At 74.9% G+C, this 16,570-nt stretch carries 12 protein-coding genes and 1 pseudogene; 8 read left to right on the top strand and 5 right to left on the bottom strand.

Annotation, left to right across the window (positions count from 1 at the left end; translation table 11 throughout):
* The first annotated feature begins 2 nt into the window (after positions 1 to 2).
* The 3 genes from MID12_RS25935 to MID12_RS25925 are packed head-to-tail and all read left to right on the top strand — an operon-like array spanning position 3 to position 4,869.
* Positions 3 to 1,043 (top strand): AAA family ATPase, encoded by a 1,041-nt coding sequence (locus tag MID12_RS25935; protein ID WP_040254377.1) that lies wholly within the window; start codon positions 3 to 5, stop codon positions 1,041 to 1,043.
* On the top strand, positions 1,043 to 2,446 hold the full coding sequence (locus MID12_RS25930; RefSeq protein ID WP_052482636.1) for a DUF58 domain-containing protein: 1,404 nt from the start codon (positions 1,043 to 1,045) through the stop codon (positions 2,444 to 2,446). The genes MID12_RS25935 and MID12_RS25930 overlap by 1 nt, the downstream gene beginning before the upstream one ends.
* A complete protein-coding gene (locus tag MID12_RS25925; protein ID WP_263171025.1) occupies positions 2,443 to 4,869 on the top strand; it encodes a DUF3488 and transglutaminase-like domain-containing protein in 2,427 nt (808 codons plus the stop codon). Before MID12_RS25930 ends, MID12_RS25925 begins: the two co-directional genes overlap by 4 nt.
* Positions 4,870 to 5,212: 343 nt before the next feature.
* Here MID12_RS25925 and MID12_RS25920 read toward each other — a convergent pair whose 3' ends face one another.
* The 3 genes from MID12_RS25920 to MID12_RS25910 all read right to left on the bottom strand — a co-directional run bounded on the left by MID12_RS25920 (position 5,213) and on the right by MID12_RS25910 (position 7,556).
* Positions 5,213 to 5,623 (bottom strand): DUF3040 domain-containing protein, encoded by a 411-nt coding sequence (locus tag MID12_RS25920; RefSeq protein ID WP_040254373.1) that lies wholly within the window; start codon positions 5,621 to 5,623, stop codon positions 5,213 to 5,215.
* Between the two features lie 380 nt (positions 5,624 to 6,003).
* Positions 6,004 to 6,774 carry a methyltransferase gene (locus tag MID12_RS25915; protein WP_040254371.1) on the bottom strand — a complete coding sequence of 257 codons (771 nt, stop codon included), beginning with the start codon at positions 6,772 to 6,774 and terminating at the stop codon, positions 6,004 to 6,006.
* Between the two features lie 200 nt (positions 6,775 to 6,974).
* Positions 6,975 to 7,556 carry an SAV_6107 family HEPN domain-containing protein gene (locus MID12_RS25910; protein ID WP_040254369.1) on the bottom strand — a complete coding sequence of 194 codons (582 nt, stop codon included), beginning with the start codon at positions 7,554 to 7,556 and terminating at the stop codon, positions 6,975 to 6,977.
* A 285-nt stretch (positions 7,557 to 7,841) separates the two neighbouring features.
* On the opposite strand from MID12_RS25910, the gene MID12_RS25905 reads away from it, so the two are divergent.
* The 5 genes from MID12_RS25905 to MID12_RS25885 all read left to right on the top strand — a co-directional run bounded on the left by MID12_RS25905 (position 7,842) and on the right by MID12_RS25885 (position 14,300).
* Positions 7,842 to 8,696 (top strand): ATP-binding cassette domain-containing protein, encoded by an 855-nt coding sequence (locus tag MID12_RS25905; protein WP_052482635.1) that lies wholly within the window; start codon positions 7,842 to 7,844, stop codon positions 8,694 to 8,696.
* Entirely contained in the window at positions 8,668 to 10,758 is a 2,091-nt protein-coding gene (locus MID12_RS25900; RefSeq protein ID WP_263171021.1) for a YhgE/Pip domain-containing protein, read from the top strand. Before MID12_RS25905 ends, MID12_RS25900 begins: the two co-directional genes overlap by 29 nt.
* A gap of 11 nt (positions 10,759 to 10,769) precedes the next feature.
* Positions 10,770 to 11,384 carry a TetR/AcrR family transcriptional regulator gene (locus MID12_RS25895; RefSeq protein WP_040254365.1) on the top strand — a complete coding sequence of 205 codons (615 nt, stop codon included), beginning with the start codon at positions 10,770 to 10,772 and terminating at the stop codon, positions 11,382 to 11,384.
* A gap of 516 nt (positions 11,385 to 11,900) precedes the next feature.
* Positions 11,901 to 12,512: a DUF4126 domain-containing protein gene (locus tag MID12_RS25890; RefSeq protein ID WP_263171018.1), complete on the top strand. Its 612-nt coding sequence runs from the start codon at positions 11,901 to 11,903 to the stop codon at positions 12,510 to 12,512.
* A 111-nt stretch (positions 12,513 to 12,623) separates the two neighbouring features.
* Entirely contained in the window at positions 12,624 to 14,300 is a 1,677-nt protein-coding gene (locus tag MID12_RS25885) for a phytoene desaturase family protein (protein ID WP_263171017.1), read from the top strand.
* A gap of 61 nt (positions 14,301 to 14,361) precedes the next feature.
* Here the strand turns inward: MID12_RS25885 and MID12_RS25880 are convergent, their stop codons facing one another.
* Both MID12_RS25880 and MID12_RS32510 read right to left on the bottom strand, forming a co-directional pair.
* On the bottom strand, positions 14,362 to 14,787 hold the full coding sequence (locus MID12_RS25880; protein WP_040254361.1) for a pyridoxamine 5'-phosphate oxidase family protein: 426 nt from the start codon (positions 14,785 to 14,787) through the stop codon (positions 14,362 to 14,364).
* Positions 14,788 to 16,212: 1,425 nt separating this feature from the next.
* A pseudogene (locus MID12_RS32510) lies at positions 16,213 to 16,542 on the bottom strand (hypothetical protein); the annotation flags it as partial.
* Between the last annotated feature and the right edge of the window lie 28 nt (positions 16,543 to 16,570).

Here is a 16,570-nt window from a genome sequence, read left to right as displayed (position 1 = left end):
GGTTGACGACCTATGAGGATCGAGCGAGCCTCACTGACCTGACGGCGACGGCGGAACGCATCCGCGCGTCGGTGGAAGGCGTGATCGAGGGCAAGCCGGAGGTCGTACGGCTCTCGCTGACGGTGCTGCTCGCCGAGGGGCACCTGCTCATCGAGGATGTGCCGGGCGTCGGCAAGACGATGCTGGCCAAGGCGCTGGCCCGCTCGGTGGACTGCTCGGTGCGGCGCATCCAGTTCACCCCGGACCTGCTGCCCTCGGACATCACCGGGGTCTCGGTCTGGGACCAGCAGCGCCGGGACTTCGAGTTCAAACCGGGCGCGATCTTCGCCCAGATCGTCATCGGCGACGAGATCAACCGCGCCTCGCCGAAGACCCAGTCGGCGCTCCTGGAGTCGATGGAGGAGCGCCAGGTCACCATCGACGGGCAGAGCTACGAACTCCCCGATCCCTTCATGGTCGTCGCCACCCAGAACCCGGTGGAGATGGAGGGCACCTACCCCCTGCCGGAGGCCCAGCGCGACCGCTTCATGGCCCGGGTGTCCATGGGCTATCCGAGCGCGGACGCCGAGCTGCAGATGCTCGACGTGCACGGCGGGCCCTCCCCACTCGACGACCTCCAGCCGGTGGCGCACGCCCACGAGGTGGCCAAGCTGATCGAGGCGGTGCGCACCGTGCACGTCGCCGAACAGGTCCGGCGGTACGCCGTCGAGCTGGTCGCCGCCACCCGGGGCCACCCCGACCTGCGCCTCGGCGCCTCGCCCCGCGCCACCCTGCACCTGGTGCGCGCGGCCCGGGCCGCCGCCGCCCTCGCCGGGCGCGAGTACACCCTCCCCGACGACCTCCAGGCCCTCGCGGTGCCGGTCCTCGCGCACCGGCTGCTGCCCACCGCCCAGGCCCAGTTGAACCGCCGCAGCGCCGAGCAGGTGGTGCACGAGATCCTGGGCCGCGTCCCGGTGCCCGCCGCGGCGCCGGGCGCCGGATTCCCCGCCGGCGGCCGTCCGCCGCTGCCGCGCCACCAGCCCCACGGCGCCAGGAGGCCGTGATGTCCGCCCCGGCTGCCCCGGCGGCCCAGGAGAGCGCACCGGGGCCCGGGGAGCAGCGGCTGCGCGCCGCCTTCTCCGGGCTCACCACCCGGGGGCGCTCCTTCCTCGCCGCGGGCCTCGCGGCCGGGGTGTGCGCCTATGTGCTGGGCCAGAGCGACCTGTTGCGGGTCGGGCTGCTGCTCGCCTCCCTGCCGGTGGTCTGCGCGCTGGTCCTCTTCCGCACCCGCCACCGGGTGACCGGCAGCCGCCGCCTCTCCCCCGCCCGGGTCTCCGCGGCCTCCGAGGCGCGGGTCCACCTCCGGGTGGAGAACGTCTCCCGGCTGCCCACCGGCCTGCTGATGCTCCAGGACCGGGTGCCCTACGTCCTCGGCCCCCGGCCCCGGTTCGTCCTGGACCGCATGGAGCCCGGCGGGCGGCGCGAAGTCGCCTACCGGGTACGGTCCGACCTGCGCGGCCGCTATCCGCTCGGCCCGCTCCAGCTGCGCCTGACCGACCCCTTCGGCATGTGCGAGCTGACCCGCTCCTTCTCCACCCAGGACATCCTCACCGTCGTCCCGCAGGTGGAGGCGCTGCCCCCGGTGCGCCTGACCGGCGAGGCGAAGGGGTACGGCGAGGGCAGGCTGCGCGCGCCCGCCCTCTCCGGGGAGGACGACGTCATCCCGCGCGGCTACCGGCACGGCGACGACATACGCCGGGTGCACTGGCGTTCCACCGCGCGGCACGGCGAGTTGATGGTGCGCCGGGAGGAGCAGCCGCAGCAGTCCCGCTGCACCGTCCTGCTCGACACCCGCGGCTCCGCCTTCTACGGGGCGGGCCCCGGCTCGGCCTTCGAGTGGGCGGTCGCCGGGGCCGCCTCCACCGTGCTGCACCTGCTCGAACGCGGCTTCGCCGCACGGCTGCTGACCGACACCGGCGCCTCGGTGCCGCGCTCGGGCGCCGAGGCCACCCAGACCGGCCAGGACAGCGCCGAGGCGGCCGGGCTGATGCTGGACACCCTCGCGGTGGTCGACCACTCCGAGTCCCCGGGCCTCTCGCTCGCCTACGACCAGCTGCGCGGCGGGCCCGGCGCGGGCGACGGCAAGGAGGGCCTTTTGGTGGCCTTCTTCGGAGACGTGGACGAGGAGCAGGCCGCGGTGATCGCCCGGATGTGCCGGCGCAGCGGCGCCGCCGTCGCCTTCGTCCTGGACAGCGCGGACTGGGCCCGCGAACACGAGCCCGGCTACCCGGACCTGGTCCCCGCGGGCCGCTCCTGGGACGAGGAGCGGCTGCGGCTGCTGCGGCACTCCGGCTGGACGGTGGTGCCGGTGCGACCGGGCGCCGCGATGGCGGCGATGTGGCGCCAGGCCGACGAACTGCGCGGCGCGGCCGGTACGGCGGCCGGGGCACCGGGAGGCGCGGCATGAGCGGACGCACCCGGCTGGCGCTGTGCGCGGCGGCGGCCACCCTGCTCGCCTCCTGCGCCCTGCTGCCGCTTGTCGAGCGGTCGACCTGGATCCTCCAGGCGGCGGCCCTCGTCCTGATCCAGACCACGGTGGGCGCCCTCGCCCGCCGCGCCCCGCTGCCGAGGCCCGCGACGACCGCCGTCCAGGCCCTGGTCAGCCTGATGCTCCTGACGCTCTTCTTCGCCGGTGCCCAGGCGGTGGCCGGGGTGATCCCCACCCCCGCGGCCCTCGGTGAACTCGGCAGCCTCCTCCAGGCCGGCTCGGACGACATCAGCCGGTACTCGATACCGGCCCCGCTGACCGAGGGCATCCGGCTGATGCTGGTCGGCGGCGTCCTGGTGGTCGGCCTGGTGGTCGACACCCTCGCCGTCACCTACCGCAGCGCCGCGCCCGCCGGGCTCCCGCTGCTCGCCCTGTACTCGGTGGCCGCGGGCCTCTCCGAGGGCGGCGCGGGCTGGCTGTGGTTCCTCCTCGCCGCCGCCGGATACCTCCTGCTGCTGCTCGCCGAGGGCCGCGACCGGCTGGCCCAGTGGGGCCGCGTCTTCAGCGGCGGCCCCCGCGGACCGGGCGGCTCCCCCGCGGCGGCCGAGAGCACCGCGATCGCGCCGGTACGCACCGGCCGCCGCATCGGCATGGTGGCGCTCGGCGTCGCCCTGGTGGTGCCGCTCGCCCTGCCCGGCCTGGACGGCGGGCTGGTGGACCCGGCGCGCGGCAAGGGCGAGGGGCCGGGCAGCGGCGGCACCATCTCGGCGGTCAACCCGGTGGTCTCGCTGCAGAACAACCTCAACCAGGACGAGGACCGCGAGGTGCTGACCTACCGCACCGACGGCGCCCAGTCGCAGCCCCTCTATCTGCGCATCGTCGCGCTCGACGACTTCGACGGGAAGTCCTGGAAGCCCGCGGTCCGCCGCATCTCGGACGTGCCCTCGCCGCTGCCCGCCCCGGTGGGCCTCGCCGCCGGAGTGCGCAGCACCGAGCTGAACACCCGTATCACCGCCTCCGGTTCCTACGCCCAGGGCTGGCTGCCGATGCCCTACCCGGCCACCAACGTCCGTATCGACGGCGACTGGCGCTTCGAACCGGTGGGGCGCACCGTCCTCGGCGACGGCGGGCAGACCACCCGCGGCAAGGAGTACCTCGTCTCCAGCCTGGCCGTGGAGCCGACGCCCTACCAGCTCGCCCAGGCCCCGGCGCCCTCCCCCGGTCTGGCGGAGGAGTTCACCGAGGTGCCCGACTCGCTGCCCCCGATCGTGGCGCGCACCGCCCGCGAGGTCACCCGGGGCGCCGCCGACGACTACGAGGCCGCGGTCAAGCTCCAGGACTGGTTCGCCGTCAACGGCGGCTTCACCTACGACACCTCGGTCCAGGCGGGCAGCGGCACCCAGGCCATCGCCCGCTTCCTGAAGGACAAGGAGGGCTTCTGCGTCCACTTCTCCTTCTCGATGGCCGCGATGGCCCGCACCCTCGGGATCCCGGCCCGGGTCGCGGTGGGCTTCACCCCGGGCTCCCCGCAGTCGGGCGGCGCCATGTCGGTCGGCCTGCGGGACGCGCACGCCTGGCCGGAGCTGTACTTCGAGGGCGTGGGCTGGACCCGTTTCGAACCGACGCCCTCGCGGGGCTCGATCCCCGAGTACGCCCAGAGCCAGACACCCGGCAGCCCTCCGCAGCCGGACGAGGAGCCCGCCCCGTCCGCCTCCGAGGAGCCCTCGGCCGCGCCCTCCGCGCCGGAGAGCTGCCCGCCGGACCAGCGCAAGGCCGGCACCTGCTCCGGGGTCCCGGAGGCCTCCACCGGCTCCGGCGGCGGCTCGGGGCCGAGCGCCCTGCCCGAGATCCTGCTGCTCGGCCTCGGCGGACTGCTCCTCCTCGGGCTGCCGCTGACCCCGATGCTCTGGCGCAGGCGCACCAGAGCCAGGCGGCTCGGACCGGCCCGCTCCTCCCCCGTGCTGGCGGGCGCGGACACCCTGCGGGTCTGGGACGAGGTCCAGGACAGCGCCTGGGACTACGGCATCCCGCCCGACGCCTCGCTCACCCCGCGGCGCGCGGCCGAACGCATCGTGCGCGGCATGCACCTGGAGGGCGAGGCGGCCGGCGCCGTGAGCAGGGTCGCGGCCGCCGTGGAGCAGACCCTCTACGCCCCGAGCCCCGAGCCGGTGCCGGGCCTGACCGAGGACGCGCGCCGCCTGGGCGCGGCCCTCGGCGCCTCCGCCGGAAGAGGCGCCCGCCTGCGCGCCCTGCTGCTGCCCCGCTCCAACGCCCGGCTCGGCCACGCCCTCGCGGACCACTGGCGCGGCCTCCGCTCCCGTACGAGCGGGATCCTGCCGCGGCGGCCCGGCGGGCGTACGGCCGGGGCGGCCGCAAAGGCCACCGGGTCCGAGGGCGGCTGAGCGGTCGGGGGAACCGGACCTCAGAGCCCGGGCCCCTGGACCTCGGAGGCCGGGACCTCAGACGGGCCCAGCGCCCGGAGCCGGGACCTCAGAGCCCCGGAACCCGGGCCCAGCGCCCGGAGCCGGGGCGGGACTTCAGCCGGACCGGCCCGGCGCCTCCGAGGCGCGTGCGGTGCCCGACGGGGGAACCAGGGCGCTGTGAACGGGACGGCCTCGGGGCGTCATGAGCCGGATCGGCCGGGGCCCGTGAAACTGCCCGGCCCCGGATACGCCTGAGGGGTGACCGGTCGGCCGGTCACCCCTCGGATCCGTACTGGTGCCGCCCGCGGGGGGCGGCGAAGACTCAGTGGCCCTGTTCGTCGCGGCGGCGCTGCCAGCGCTGCTCGATGCGGTCCATCACGGAGCGGCGCTGGCGGGACTGGCGCCGCGCGCTGCCGCCGCCCCGGGTGCCGGATCCGGACTGCTGTTGCTGCTCGCCCGGCTTGGGTGCCTTGCGCCAGCCGGTGACGGCGAGCACCGCACAGCCCAGCATGACGAGGAAGCCCACCACGCTGATCCAGATCTGCTGGGCGACCATACCGGCCATGAGGAGCGCGATACCCACCAGGAAGCCTGCGACCGCCTGGTAGACCCGTCGCCGGGTGTACGTACGCAGCCCGCTTCCCTCAAGCGCTGTCGCGAACTTGGGATCTTCGGCGTACAGCGCTCGCTCCATCTGCTCGAGCATTCGCTGCTCGTGCTCTGAGAGCGGCACGGAGTCCTCCTCATCGTGCAGTCGCCGGGGGCGACCGGGGGTCCCCTTCAGGATAGGCAGGGAATCGCCCCCGTGAAACCCGCCCCTCTACGCCAACTTCGCCATACCGGACCGCCATGGAGACCGGACCCGCTGAAGCCGTCATTCCCCAGCGGCCGGTCCGTCATGCCGGACCGTCAGGGCCTGTCTCTCGGATCTCGCCGGGGCGGCCGGGCGCCGACGCGAACGCCGACGGCGACCCGCCAGGATCCGAGAGGCAGGCTCCTGCACCGATCATACGGCGCCCGGGCCCTCAGCGGAGGGGCTGTGGCGTACTCCATCCACCGCTTCGTCGCTGATCAGCCCCCGGGGCCGGGGCGGCGGGACCGGAATCCGGGCTCTCACTCACCCTGCGTCACTTGCTTCACTCCGAGCACATGCAGCTGCGTGGCCACGGAGCGGAAGGCGGGCAGCTCGGCGGCGGCCGCCTCCAGCTGGAGCAGGGCGTCCAGGGCGCCGGGCTCGGTGTCCACGAGCGCGCCGGGGACCAGGTCGGCGAAGACCCGCACCCCGTGCACGGCGCCGACGCCGATGCCCGCCTCCTCGGCGAGCGCGGTGAGCTGTTCGGGGGTGAAGCGGCGGGGCACCGGGTCGCCCTCGCCCCAGCGGCCCTCGGTGTCGGTGAGGGCGCGCCGCGCCTCCTTGAAGTGCCCGGCGAGGGCGCGGGCGAGCACCGCGCCGCCGAGCCCCGCGGCGAGCAGGCTCAGGGTGCCCGCCTCGCGCAGCGCCCCGGTGACATTGCGCAGGCCCTCGGCGGGGTCGTCCACGTACTCCAGGACGCCGTGGCACAGGACCGCGTCGTACCCCTCGCGCTCCACCACCTCGAAGAGGCCGTGGGCATCGCCCTGGACGCCGCGCACCCGCTCGGCGACGCCCTCCTCGGCGGCCCTGCGCTCCAGGGCGAAGAGGGCGTTGGGGCTCGGGTCGACGACGGTGACCCGGTGGCCGAGGCGGGCGACCGGCACCGCGAAGTGGCCGCTGCCGCCGCCGGTGTCGAGGACGTCGAGCGCCTTGCGGCCGGTGGCTGCGACCCGGTCGTCGAGGGCTTCGCGCAGCACGTCCCAGACCACGGCGGTTCTCAGTGCGGCGCGGGGGCGCATCGGGTCCGGCACGGCTTTGACTCCTCGGCGCGGCACCGCCCCCGAAGGGCGGAGCGATGGGCTGCTTGCGGCCGGCTCACGGGGTCCGCGGCGCGGCAGGGGTGCCAGCCTATTGCCTCGGCCGCAGCGCCCGTGCCCCCGGCGGGCCCGCGCCCCGCCGCCCCCGCGCGCACCTCCGCGCGCAGGGGCCCGGTCGCGGCGGCCTCCCCCGCTCAGCCGGTGCGGGTCCGTATCTCCGGGGCGTCCTCGCCGCCCCCTTCCGCACCCGGCGCCCGCGGGGTCTCCTCCCCCTGGGTCCGCGGCCGGGGCAGGGTCGGTTCCGGGACCAGGAGGCGTTCGACGATGCCGAGGAACATCTCCACGTCCCGGCGCAGATCGTCCGCGTCCCGCTGCCCGGCCGCGCCCTTTATGCCCGCCTCGGCGCGCGCCCTGCGCTGCGCCCCGGAGGCGAACAGGGCGCACCACTCGGTGAGTTCGGGGGCGATGTCCGGGAGGACCTCCCAGGCGCTGCGGATGCGTTCACGGCGGCGCGGCGAGCTCTCGGGCCGCCCCCGGGCGGCGAGCACCGCGGCGGCGGTGCGCAGGGCGGCGAGGTGGGCGGTGGCGTACTGCTCGTTCGAGGTGGGCAGGAGCGCGGCTTCGTCGAGGCCCTCGCGGGCCTGGGCGAGCAGGTCGAGCGCGGCCGGTGGCGCCGCGGCCCTGCGCAGCACCGGGTGGACGTCGGATGCCCTGCCGGTCGGCACGTGTGCGCCGGGACGGGCCCGGCGCGCGGCGGCACTGGATGAGGCGGCCATGACGAACCTCCTGTCGTCCGTGAGTGCGCATGTACGGCACTGGTACGGAACCGGACCGCTCGGTCGCGGCTCGTCATCCCGTATGCCCACATCGTGACGTACACCACTGACAATCCGGCGCGACCTGCGGTGATGCCCTCTCCGCCCGGCCCGCGCCCCGGAGTTGGGCCGGTGCGGCTTTACCTCGCGGAGGGGCGTGGCTATTTTTGAACTGACCGGTCAGTACAAAAACTGGCCGGGGCAGCCGACATGCCGCAGAAGGCAGAAGGACAGAAGGGGAGACAGGTGGACGGGCCCCAGGCCGCGATACCGGCCGCGAGCACCGACGGCGCCGCCGTCACGACCGAGGACCTCGGCCTGCGGGGCCCGAGAGGCTGGGCCTTCCGCGGGGTCACCCTGGACGCACCGGCCGGTTCCCTGATCGCCCTCGAAGGGCCCTCCGGCTCGGGCCGGACCTGTCTGCTCCTGGCCCTCACCGGCCGGATGCGCACCACCGAGGGCACCGCCCGGATCGCCGGGCTGCGGCTGCCGAAGCAGCTGGCCGCGCTGCGCCGGATCAGCGCGCTGGGCCACACCCCCGGCGTCGCCGAGCTCGAACCCGCGCTCACCGTCGCCGAGCACCTGCGCGAACGGGCCCTGCTCCAGCGCCGGTTCGGCGGCTCGCTGCGCGGACTGCTGCGCCCCCGGAGCGAGCGCAGGGCCGAGGCGCGGCAGCGTGTCGACGAGGCGCTGGCCGCCGCGGGACTCGACCCCGCGACGCTGCCCAAGGGCCTGCGTACCGCCGTCCGCGACCTGGAGCGCACCGAGGCGCTGCGGCTGTCGATCGCGCTCGCGCTGATCGGCCGCCCGCGGCTGCTCGGCGTCGACGACACCGATCTGAAGCTCTCGGACGCCGAGCGCGCGGAGATCTGGGAGCTGCTCGCCGCCCTCGCCGGCCAGGGGCTCACCGTCCTCGCCGTGTGCAGCGAGGCACCCGCGGGCGCCCTGGTCGTCTCCACCGCCCCGCGGCAGGAGAGCGGCGGATCCACGGCCCCCGAGGGCGGTACGCAGGCGGACGCGCGGCCCGAAGACGAGACCGGCACCATCGGCACCACCGGGAAGGAGAACGGGGATGCGCTCGCCGAGACTGGCCGCGCTTGAGTTCAAGCGGTTCGCCAGGGGGCGGCTGCCGAGGGCCGCGCTGGTCGCGCTCCTGCTGCTGCCCCTGCTCTACGGCGCGCTGTACCTGTGGTCCTTCTGGGATCCGTACAGCCGCCTCGACCGCATCCCGGTGGCCCTGGTCAACGAGGACAAGGGGGCCGTCGACGACGGGAAGAAGGTGGCCGCCGGTGCCGATCTGGTCGACGGCCTGCACGGCAGCGACACCTTCGACTGGCGGGAGGTCAGCGCCGAGGAGGCCGCGTCGGGTGTCGCGAGCGGGAAGTACTACCTGTCGCTGACCATGCCCGCGGACTTCAGCAAGCGGATCGCCTCCAGTTCCGGCGACCGCCCCGAGACCAGTCCGCTGCGCGTGGAGACCAACGACTCCAACAACTACATCGTCGGGCAGATCTCCCGGACGGTCTTCTCCGAGGTCCGCTCGGCGGCCTCCAGCAAGGCCTCGCGCACCTTCTTCGACCGGATCTTCATCGCCTTCTCCGATCTGCACGACCAGACCGCGAAGGCGGCCAAGGGCGCCTCCCAGCTCGAAGGCGGCATCGGCCAGGCCAAGGGCGGCTCCAAGCAGCTCGTCGACGGGCTGAAGGAGGCGAAGACCGGCAGCGGGAAGCTCAACGGCGGGATGACCAAGCTGGACAAGGGGTCCGGGGACCTCGCCTCCGGGGCGACCCAGGTCGCGGACGGCACCCAGCAGCTCGCCGACAAGGTCAACGGGGTGAACACCAAGCTGGCCCCCTTCCTGCGGGACAACAAGAAGGCGATCGCGCACACCGCGCAGCTCGTCGCCGACTCCACCGGCGTCATCCGCGAGCACCTCGACACCTTCGTCGAGGTCGCCCCGGCCGCCGCCGAGGGCACCCGCAAGGCCGCCGACACCCTGGACGAGATCTACACCCGCCGCTGCGAGCGGGCCGCCGTCGCCGATCCGGCCTGCGCGGACCTGAAGAAGGCCAGGGACGCCGCGGAGAAGGCGGCGAAGCTGACCGCGGACGTCGACGAGGTCCTGAAGGACTACGACTACGACGTCGGCAAGCTGGACAAGCAGCTCGCCACCCTGCAGAAGCAGTCCGCGGCCCTCGCCAAGGCCGCCCCGCACCTGGACAAGGACCTGAGGAAGGCCGTCGCCCAGGTCAACAAGCTCAACTCCGGTGCCCACCAGGTCGCGGGCGGCGCCGGGAAGCTGCACACCGGCCTCGGCACCGCGCACCGGGGTGCCAGGAAGCTGGACTCCGGGCTCACCCGGCTGGAGAAGGGCGCGGACAAGCTGCACGGCGGCATGTTCAAGCTGGCCGACGGCTCGCACCGGCTCGCGGGCGGACTGGAGGACGGCGTCGAGCAGATACCCGACTACGGGGACAAGGACCGCGACCAGCGCACCGGCGTCATGTCCGACCCCGTGCAACTCGCCTCCCAGGCCCTGCACAAGGCGCCGAACTACGGCACCGGATTCGCCCCGTACTTCATCCCGCTGGCCCTGTGGGTGGGCGCGATGGTGGCGTACATGCTGATCACCCCGCTGAACCAGCGGGCGCTCGCGGCGGGCGCCTCGGCCTGGCGGATCACCCTGGCCGGCTGGCTGCCGGTGGCGGCGCTCGGCGTCGCGCAGGCCGCGGCGCTGATGGCGGTGCTGCACTGGGCCCCGGGCATGGGCCTGGAGGTGGAGCGGGCCGCGGGCACGGCCGCTTTCCTGGTCCTCGTGGTGGGCTGCTACGCGGCGATCGTGCAGTGGCTCAACGCCCGCTTCGGGGCGGCCGGGAGGATCCTCGTCCTCGCGCTGCTCATGCTCCAGCTGACCTCGGCGGGCGGTACCTATCCGGTGGAGACCAGCCCCGGCTTCTTCAACTGGATCCACCCCTTCCTGCCGATGAGCTACATCGTCGAGGCACTCCGGCGGCTGATCACCGGCGGCGGCCTCGCCCCGGTGTGGACCGGCTCGGTGGTCCTGCTCGCCTTCCTGCTCGGCGCGCTCGCGCTGACCGCGCTCTCGGCCCGGCGCAAGCAGGTGTGGACCTTCGACCGTCTCCACCCGGAGCTGAGCCTGTGACAATCAGTGCCATGGCGAGCAGCAGCAGTGGACGACGCGGGGCGACCCGGCAGAAGGTCTTCGAGGCGGCGGTGGCCCTCATCGCCGAACAGGGCTTCTCCGCGACCACGGTCGACGAGATCGCGGAACGGGCGGGCGTCGCGAAGGGCACCGTCTACTACAACTTCGCGAGCAAGTCGGTCCTCTTCGAGGAGCTGCTGCGCCATGGCGTCGCCCTGCTCACCGCCTCCCTGAGCGGGGCGGCCGAGGAGTCGGCGCGCGCGGGCGGCAGCCAGGTCGACGCCCTCGACGCGATGATCGGGGCCGGACTCGGCTTCATCGAGCGCTATCCGGCGATCACCACGATGTACGTCAGCGAGCTGTGGCGGGCGAACAACGACTGGACCGGCGTCCTGCGGGTGGTCCGCCAGGACGCGGTCGCGGTGGTGGAGAAGGTGCTCGCCGCGGGAGTGGCGAGCGGGGAGTTCAGCGGCGAGATGGATGTGCCGCTGACCGCCTCGGCCATGATCGGGATGGTCCTGGTGGTCGCCCTGGACTGGCGCACCTTCCAGCCGGACCGCAGCCTCGCCGACGTCCACGCCGCCCTCTCGCTGCTCCTCCAGGGCCGGGTCGCCACCCGGCGCTGATGCGGCCCCGCCGCACGGAACCCGCGAAGCACCGGCGAGGCACCGGTGATTCTGGGCGGAGGCGGCTCGGGACGGAGACCCGCCCAGGCCGGAGACGGCCCAGGCCAGAGACCGCTCAAGTCAGAGACCGCTCAGGCCGGAGACCGCTCGGGCCGGACACCGCTGCGTACCGCGAGCGGACGTGCGTACCGCGAGCGGACGTGCGTACCGCGAGCGGACGTGCGTACCGCGAGCGGACGAGCACAGCGCCGGCCCGGTGCTGATGCACCGGGCCGGCGCCCCCGTTGCCTGCCCCCGAATCCCCCGCGCTCCGTGGTCCGCGGAGCCGGTCAGCCGGGCCGGCCCGTTCCGCCGCCCCGTGTCGGCGGTCCGGTGCCGTGCCCCGCTGTGTCCCCCACTCTGGCCCGCCGCCGCGTCCGTTCCTATCCGTTCGGATACTCAACTGCCCTTCTGGGTACGGATACTCAGTCCCCGCACGGGTGCCGCTGCCGGTGCCGCGCTGGTTACCATCGGCCGGTGTCCGTACTCCCGCTTGTCTTCACCAGCGGCTGGGCGAGCGGGATCAACGCCTACGCCGTCGTCCTGCTGCTCGGCCTCTTCGGCGCGACCGGGGTGAGCGACGAGGTCCCCGAGGCGCTGCAGCGGCCCGAGGTCCTGTGCGCCGCCGCCGTGCTCTTCCTCTGCGAGGCCGTCGCCGACAAGATCCCGTACGTCGACTCGGTCTGGGACGTGGCGCACACCGTGATCCGGCCGGTCTCCGGTGCCGTGGTGGGCGCCCTGCTCGCCGGGCAGAGCGGCTCGCTCCCGGATCTGGCGGCCGGGGCGCTCGGCGGCTCCACCGCGCTGGTCAGCCATCTGGTGAAGGCGGGCACGCGGATGGCGGTGAACACCTCCCCGGAGCCCGCCAGCAATATCGTCCTCTCGCTCCTGGAGGACCTCGGGGTGGCGGGCCTGCTCGCCTTCGCCCTCTTCCACCCGGAACTGGCGGCGGCGCTCGCGGCCCTGCTGCTGCTCACCGGAATCGGCCTGGTGTTCCTGCTGTTCTCCCGGATCCGGCGCTTCTGGCGGCGCCGGGCCGAACGGCGCGCGGCCCGGGCCGCGGGGGTCGGCCGGCCCGCGCCCTGGTGAGCGGGCGCGGCGGGTGAGCCCGAGGGGTGACCCGGTGGGTGAGCGCGGTGCGCGGCCCTGCCGCCCGGTCCGGTACGGACCCGGTTCCGGGGCCCCGCTACAGTCCCTGGCATGGCACGGATTGCGGTGATCGGCGCGGGCATGGGCGCCATGGCGGCGGCCGCCCGGCTCGCCGTGGCGGGCCACGGTGTGGTGGTGTACGAGCGGGGCGCCACCCACGGCGGAGCCCTCGGGCACCGCACCCGGGACGGCTTCGCCTTCGACACCGGCCCGGTGCTGCTCACCCTCCCCGCGGTCTACCGCGACCTCTTCGTCAAGACCGGCAGGAAGTCCCTGGAGGACCGTCTCGGCCTGACCCAGGTCGAGCCCGCGGTACGCCATCTCTTCGGCGACGGCACCCGCGTGGACCTGCCCAACGCCTCGCGGGCCGGGGTCGGCCGGGCCCTGGACGCGGCGCTCGGCGCGGGCAGCGGGGAGCGCTGGGCCGCCTTCGTGAACCGGGCCAGGGAGGCCTGGGACCGCAGCCGCAGGCCGCTCCTGGAGGAGCCGCTATGGCCCAACTGGCAGGTGCTCGCCGAGCGGGAGCCCTATCCGGCCGTGCCCCGGCGCAGACTGCTGCGCCGCGAGCTGACCGCCACCACCCTCGCGGAGATCGCCGCGCTCGAACTCGGCGGCGAACCACGGCTGCGGGCCCTCCTGGAGCAGTACGCGCTGGCCGCCGGGCTCGATCCGCGCACGGCACCGGCGAGCGCCGCCGTCCTGCCGTACATGGAGCAGACCTTCGGCCTCTGGTCCGTCGAGGGCGGCATGCGCGCCCTGGCGGACGCCCTGTACGAGCGGTGCCGGGAACGCCGCGTCCGCTTCCGCTTCGGCACCCCGGTGCGCCGGGTCGTCATCCGCGGCGGCCGCGCCGTCGGGGTGGCCGTGGACGCCGGGGCGGAGGATGCCGGGGCGGAGGGCACCGCTGCCGCGCAGGCGGAGGCGGGCGGCGGCCCGGCCACCACCGTGGTCGGGGAAGGCGGCCATGTCGTCGAGGAAGGCAGCCTTGTCGTCGAGGAAGCCGACTATGTGGTCGCGGGGGTCGCCCCGGACGTACTGGACTCGCTCCTCGACGGCGTCCCGGCCCGCGAGGAGACCGGGGTCCCCGCCCAGCGCACCGCCCTGAGCAGGGTGACCCTGCTGCTCGCCCTGCGGGGCGCCCGGCCCCCGGAGGCCGCCTGCCGGACCGTGGTGCACACCCCGGACCGGGAGGGCGAGTTGGCGGCGCTGTTCGGCGCGGAGCCCGGGCTGCCGGAGCGGCCGACGGTGACCGTGCACCGGCTGCCGGACCCCTCGCTCGTGCCGGACCCGGACCATGAGGCGGTCACGGTCACGGCGACCGTCCCGGCGACGACCGGCGGGACGGCGACAGGCGGGGAGGCGACAGGCGGGGCGGCCGACGACGACGCCGTATCCGCCCCCTCCCCCGGCCCCTTCGCCTCCTTCGCGGACCGGATGACCGCCGCCGCCCGGCGCGAGATCCCGGACCTCGACGGGCGCCTGCTGTGGCGCGAGGTGCGCACCCCCCGGGAGGTCGAGGCCGCCACCGGTACGGCCGGGGTGCCGGCCCCGGCCCTCGCGGCGGGCGGCGGCCGATGGCTGCACCCCGCCAACAGCACCGCCGTCGCGGGCCTGTTCACCGTCGGCGGCTGGTCGCACCCCGGCGGCGGGCTGGCGCACGCGGGGATGTCGGGTGCGCTGGTCGCCGGGCTGATCGTGGAGGGCCCGGACTTCCGCGGCTCGCAGTGACGGCGGTCCCCCAACGGGGCGGTGCGCGGCCGGAGTTGCGCCCGTCGCCGCGCCGATCCGCTCAGACCGCGCCGAGGTCCGCGCCGAGCCAGTGCTCCGGCCGCATCCGGATCACCACCTGCTCGCCCAGGGTGCCCTGCGCGAAGCCGAGGTAGCGCTCCAGCGCCGGGCCGGAGAGGTAGCGCGAGGCGATCTCGCGGTGGGTGTCCTCGGTGCCCGGGGTCATCTCGGCCACCGGGCCCTCGACGGAGACGTACCGCACCGTGGGCCGCACGTCCTCGACCAGGAGGCTGAACCGGCCCGCCGCCTTGATCAGTTGGGCCTTGCGGGAGTCGGCGCCGGTGACGACCCAGGGCTGACCGCCGGGCTCGTAGCCGAACCAGACGGGGACGAGCAGGGGGCCGCGGTCCGCGCCCGCGGTGACGCCGAGCGCGGCGACGCGGGGCTCGGCCAGGAACTGTTCACGTTCTTCTCGGGAGAGTGCCATGCCGCCCGACTGTAGGCAGCGGCACTGACAGGACCCCGCGACGCCCCGCGCCACCGGGCCGCGCGACTCGGACGGCCCTCGCCTCAGCGGCGGTACGTCCGCGGAGCACCGTTCGCGCCCCGGCGGCGGTACGTCGGCAGTGAGCCGCGGGCGCCTCGGGGGCGGCCCGGGCGCGCGGTCTCAGTACCGGTACTGCTGGCCTTCGTACCCCTCGTACCCGCCCTCGGAGGGATACGCGGCGGGCTGCTCCGGTGGCAGGGCGCCGCCGTAGGGGTCGGTCTCGTCGGCCTCGCGCTGCTGGGGCACCCACACCCCGCCGGGCGGAGTGTCCCCGGGGCCCGCCCAGCCGCCACCGGCCCCCGGGTACGTCCCCTGCCCGCCGTAGGAGTCGTAGGATCCCGGGTCCTGGGAGTAGGGATCCCGGTATCCGGCGTACCCGCCGTCCTGCGGGTAGGGCTGGTCGTAGCCCGGGGCGGGCTCGCCCCCGTATCCGGGCGCCGAGGCGGCCGCATAGGCCTCCTCGCTGTAGACGCCGTAGTTCCCGGTGTCGTCGGGCATCGGCTGCGGCCGGTAGACGGGCGGCGGCGGATGCGCGTAGGAGGACGCCTCCTGGCCGAAGGCCGAGAACTCGGGCTGCTCCTCGGGAACTTGGGCGGAGTACGGCGGGTAGGGGGCGTAGCCGCCGGACGGCTCCTGGCCGTAGCCGCCGTCCTGCGGGCCGCCCTGCTCGGGGTAGGGCTGGTCCGGGTATCCGTGCTCGGGGTATCCGCGGTCCGGGTATCCCGGGTCCTGGTAGTCACCGTCCTGGTAGTCACCGTCCTGGTAGTCACGGTCCCGGTAGTCACGGTCCCGGTATCCGGAGTCCTGGTATCCGGAGTCCTGGTACGGCCGCTCCGGGTATCCGTGCTCCCGGTACTGCTGCTCCCGGTACTGCTGATCCGGGTACTGCTGGTCCGGGTACTGCTGCTCCTGATACCCGGGGCCTGCCTGGTACGCCCCCGCGGGCTCCGGGTACCCGGCACCGTCGTACCCCGGGTTCCCGTACCCCGCCCCGGCGTAGCCCGGTTCCGCGTACTCCCCGCTGCGGTAACCCGTGTCCTGGTACCCGCTCTGCTGGTAGGCCGGGGCGCCCGGCTCGTCCTCGGCGTAGGCGGGGCGCTCCGGGGGGAGCGGGTAGCCGGAGGCCGCGTAGCCGGGGTCGGTGAAGCCGGGGGTGTAGGCGGTGTCCTGGGCGGGTCCGGCGGGGGCCTGGTCCGGGTAGGGCGGGGCGGGCGGCGTGCGGTTCTCCTCGCGCTCGTCCTGCTCACCGGGGCCGCCCTGGTCCTGACCGGGGTGGTCCGGGTCGCCGGTGCCGTAACCGTAGGGGTCCTCGGCGTGACGCGCGTAGTCCCCGGAGCCGCCCGGACCCGCCGGGGCCTCGGCGGGCTCGACTCCGGAGACCGAGAGCGTGGGGTCGTGGCGGCCCTCGCCGACGGTGCGGCGGCGCTTGCTGGCACCCGGCCGTCCGCCGAGGGCCCAGCCGGTGGAGAAGCCGCGCCGGAAGGAGAGGGTGACGAAGACCTGGCCGGTGGCGAAGCCGAGGGCGCCGAGCACGATGACGAAGATCGAGGGGATCAGCACCCCGAGCACGACACCGAGGAAGCCCGCGAAGGCCAGCATCCGCCAGCGCAGCCGCGCCTTGTACTGGAGCAGCACCTCGCCGAGCAGCCACAGCGCGACGATCGCGAACGCTATGTAGAGGACCGTCCAGCCCATGTACGCCCCTCTCGTACGGCCGCGGCCC

The organism is Streptomyces sp. SCSIO ZS0520 (genome assembly GCF_025643355.1).
GTDB classification, from domain to species: Bacteria; Actinomycetota; Actinomycetes; order Streptomycetales; family Streptomycetaceae; genus Streptomyces; species Streptomyces physcomitrii.
The sequence above is the reverse complement of the archived record's forward strand: the minus strand, read 5'-3'. Positions and strand labels throughout refer to the sequence as shown.